Annotated in this window: 5 protein-coding genes; all 5 read right to left on the reverse strand. The window is 37.3% G+C overall.

Annotation, left to right across the window (positions count from 1 at the left end):
• Positions 1–64 precede the first annotated feature (64 nt).
• Positions 65–631 (reverse strand): LPXTG cell wall anchor domain-containing protein, encoded by a 567-nt coding sequence (locus D5F11_RS25605; RefSeq protein ID WP_126646698.1) that lies wholly within the window; start codon positions 629–631, stop codon positions 65–67.
• 443 nt (positions 632–1,074) lie between these two features.
• A complete protein-coding gene (locus D5F11_RS25610) occupies positions 1,075–1,467 on the reverse strand; it encodes an SMI1/KNR4 family protein (RefSeq protein ID WP_120119604.1) in 393 nt (130 codons plus the stop codon).
• Between the two features lie 18 nt (positions 1,468–1,485).
• On the reverse strand, positions 1,486–2,082 hold the full coding sequence (locus D5F11_RS25615) for a hypothetical protein (RefSeq protein ID WP_120119605.1): 597 nt from the start codon (positions 2,080–2,082) through the stop codon (positions 1,486–1,488).
• A gap of 290 nt (positions 2,083–2,372) precedes the next feature.
• Positions 2,373–2,810: a hypothetical protein gene (locus tag D5F11_RS25620; protein WP_120119607.1), complete on the reverse strand. Its 438-nt coding sequence runs from the start codon at positions 2,808–2,810 to the stop codon at positions 2,373–2,375.
• A gap of 16 nt (positions 2,811–2,826) precedes the next feature.
• Positions 2,827–3,862: pre-toxin TG domain-containing protein (locus tag D5F11_RS25625; RefSeq protein WP_221768466.1), on the reverse strand; the 1,036-nt coding region annotated here is incomplete at its 5' end.

Raw genomic sequence — 3,862 nt, forward strand, 5'->3', positions numbered from 1 at the left:
GAATCTCCACAAGACTCAGACATAAAGCAATAATGACAAGAACATGCAGGAGTACCGCTATCGCTTACGCATTCGACTTTCCTCCTTGGCGTTGCTTCCGTCTTCTTATGAAGAAAAACAGTGCACTGCCCAAGCAAAGCAAGCCAATTCCCACATAAAGAATAGAAGACCGTTCACCTAAAGCTGGGAGTTTCCCATCTTGAATCGGCACAATTTCCCCATCTTTTTTCTTTTGTCCGGTTTGTAAGTTTTCAGCTTGTGGCTGAACTGCTAAAGTCACAGGCTCTTCTCGTTCTTCTGCCGCAGGAAGTTCTACCATTAACATATCATCTTCTGGAATACGAGCTTGTTGAAGAAGATCTGTATCTTCATATACCGAAACATCATATTCATTGAGTAGACCTTGATAGGTATGAGTTTCATCTTCTAAATCTCCCGCAGAATCCTGTTCGTCAAAAACCGCAGCTTCGTTCGGAGGAAGGCTCGCGGAACCAAGGATGGTTGTCGAAAAGGTCGCATCGTTTTCCGCCATAACATCTTCTTGGTCTATCCAATCTTCAGATAGGTTCTCTGATGGATTCTCTGTAACGTTCGGTTCTTCTTCAGCATAAGCGATAGGGATGGAAAACAAATCCCGCCATAGATTTTTGGGCTTTGAATAATATAGCGCTCCCAGTCTGAAGGCTTGTCAAAATGCCTTTGAATCCTTCAAACAACAATGGACGGCNGATTTTTGGGCTTTGAATAATATAGCGCTCCCAGTCTGAAGGCTTGTCAAAATGCCTTTGAATCCTTCAAACAACAATGGACGGCATATCCAAAACTGGGCCATGGTCAGGAACCAGCTGCTCCTTCATGATGAGCTGAAAGAAAGGGTTTTAAAATACCTTGAGTAAAAGTGTACTTACACACTTTATTTGACAAACCATACATAGGTTACTCATATTCTCCGCATAAAAAATGAACTATTCTTCACTGGGTAGCCCCACCAACAAAAAACAAACCTTGAAAGGCATTAAGCCAATCAAGGTTTAATAATTCAACTTGTTATTCTAGTTTTTTATTTACAATACCTTACTGCAACAAACCAACGAAATCCTTAAAGCTATCCGCAATATGAAAAATAGCTTCATGTCTATCTTCATATGCTAAATCATAGCTAAAATATACAATAGAGGGCTCATAGTTCCTTCCTTTATTGTAATAAAAACAGATATAATCATCATATTCTGTAATAGCAAAAGGGATTAAATCATCCAAGAGCATATTCTTATCTCTACCGTATACATTTAGTAAATAATTTTCGTCCTCTTCATTTTCTAAGGAACAATAATCTCTAATTCCCACGATTTCTTTATCATCAGGTAGAAACAGCTGGTTACACTTATTCAGTTTCTTGTTTTGATAATTATTTACATATTCAACTGGAAGTTTTATATTTAATTGCTCTTCAACTCTTTTATACATACTTTCAGAACCCCCCAATTATTTTTTTCTAAAATAAGGAAACTGCGAGTGTCTACTAGGATTATTAAGATTTATAAATATTCTGTGTTGTCCTGTTGGAGTATCAGGGGTACTGATATTAAAATCATAATTTTTTTTGTATGCTATTGTATTCCTAATATCATCGTAATCAACACTATCTGGATTAAGCATAGTATCTCTTCTTAATTCAGATACATTTATATCCTTTCCATATTGTGTTTTCTTTGGAGTTGAAACTGTATTCGGATTATACATATGCTTTTGTGAATGGCCTGATATAAAGTCGTTAGCATTTGAACCACCATTCTTCTTAACAAAATTACCCGTACCCTTAGACCTAAGCATAACCCCAACATTATCACCAGCCATTGGCATAGAAAGTATTGGTTTCTTAGTATGAGTCGGATTAACTTGTTTTCCAGCTTTGGTTCCTGCTTTAACTGGACTGTAAGTCTTCTTGGCTGTTGTTTTCGCTTTGGCTTTCTTAACGGTTTTCTTGCTCGTTGTTCTCTTCGTTGTGCTCTTTTTAGATGTGGTTTTCTTGGTGCTTGTTTGGGCCTTCTTCGCAGGGGGCTTTGCCTTCTTTGTAGTCACTTTCTTGATGTTCTTGGCAGTTTGCCTTCCTGTTTTGATGGGGCTTAAGGACTTATTCGCTACTTTCGCTTTTTTCTTGCTGGTGGTTTTTGTTGCCTTCTTGATCGCTTTTTTCGTGGACTTCTTCTTAGGAATAGCTTTCTTTACTGATTATAAACAGGTTCTAGCTCATTGGACACAAAAACCGAATAAGGGACTTTTTGAAAAATGTCCTTTATTCGGGGTATAGTTCATTATGCTAAACAAGGTTTTTATTTACTATCAAATAGAATTATCTTTATATTTAACTCTTAAAGTTCTTCTTTCTCAATAAAATCTACTTCAATTACTTTATAACTTTTTTGTACCGGAACTCCTCCAAACTCTTGAAGTATTTTACTAATGACTTTAAATAAACTCATCTCAACGGAGATACCTTTTCCTTTGAACCTCTGCTCATCACTAGTAGAAACCTCAACCTTGTAGCTTGATCCATCATAAGATAAAGTAAATTCACAATCCATCTCTTCTAACCAAGTTATTAAATCTGTCATTGAAGGAACCCATATTCCTTGTCTGTATACTTCTTCCTCACATAGTAAAGTACTTGAAGGGACAATCCTTCCCCCAATTACCCAAGTGGCATTTTTGTACTCATAAATATCCTGTGGATACACCTCATCAGCGTATTTAGGTCTTTTAAATCCTAACTTAAATAGTTTTTCAGCCTCAGTTCTTGATAAAGACATTTATAATCCCCTTTTGTTATTTTATTTTTATTACAGTTCCAGTTGAACTTTTATGTTTATCTAGAATGTAATTTCCATATTTATCACTATCAGCAACCCAATGAAGTTCTTTTCCGCCCTTTGCTTCCTTAAATACTTTAAAAGCAGAATTTGCATGCCCAGTTGTATCTTTGGCCCACCATAAACCTGTTTTTGGATCTCGGTATGCAGTAACTGTGTCTCCATTAAATTTGTATTTTAATGTTTTATCTGCTGTTGTTTTAATATCCCATAATGTTGTGGTATTTTTCGTGGATTTATCCGTACCTTTATCATCTTTAGCCCTACTGGCTTTCTTTTTTGCTTTCTTTTGGGTGCTTGTTTGAGTTTTCTTCGGCTTAGCTTGTTTTCCAGCTTTGCTTCCTGCTTTAACTGGACTGACAGCTTTCTTGCTCGTTGTTTTCTTTTGGCTGCTTGCAAAAAATTGTAAATCCAATCTTAGCATCTTATCTTGTTTGCTTGCAAATAATTTTAATAGAGTCGGCCTAACTTGTTTTCCTGCTTTGTTTCCTGCTTTAACCGGACTGACAGTCTTCTTGGCTGTTGTCTTCGCTTTGGCTTTCTTAACGGTTTTCTTGCTCGTTGTTTTCTTCGCTGGGCTCTTTTTAGAAGTGGTTTTTTTGGAACTGCTTTTGGCTTTTTTCTTGGACTTCTTCGTAGATTTCTTTTTCGGCTTTGCCTTTGAAACCTTTGATTTGACCGCTTTTCCAGCTTTCGTCCCGTTTTTTGTCGCTTTCGAAACAGCTTTAACTCCTTTGGCTACCTTTGCCACTTTTCCAACAGGTGTCAATCCGGCCACAAACCACCCTGCTGCTTTTGCTCGAGAAGCTTTTTTCCCTGTCGCAATATCCTTTCCCGTTGCCACAGTGTATAGATCGTTCACACCAACAATATCGCCAGCGACTACCGCACCTTTTTTCCACCATGAATCTTTCTTTTTCTTGGCCCCTTTTTTCTTCCCTTTACTTGTTGCCTTCTTACTTTTTTTCTCTTTCTTCGCACTTTTCTTTTTC

The sequence above is a fragment of the Siminovitchia terrae genome, from assembly GCF_003605405.2.
In the GTDB taxonomy this organism is placed as follows: domain Bacteria; phylum Bacillota; class Bacilli; order Bacillales; family Bacillaceae_C; genus Siminovitchia; species Siminovitchia terrae.

Excerpts from the sequence above, each read along its gene's own strand:
- D5F11_RS25610 (WP_120119604.1), bottom strand. The coding sequence starts at position 1,467 with ATGTATAAAAGAGTTGAAGAGCAATTAAATATAAAACTTCCAGTTGAA.
- D5F11_RS25620 (WP_120119607.1), bottom strand. The coding sequence starts at position 2,810 with ATGTCTTTATCAAGAACTGAGGCTGAAAAACTATTTAAGTTAGGATTT.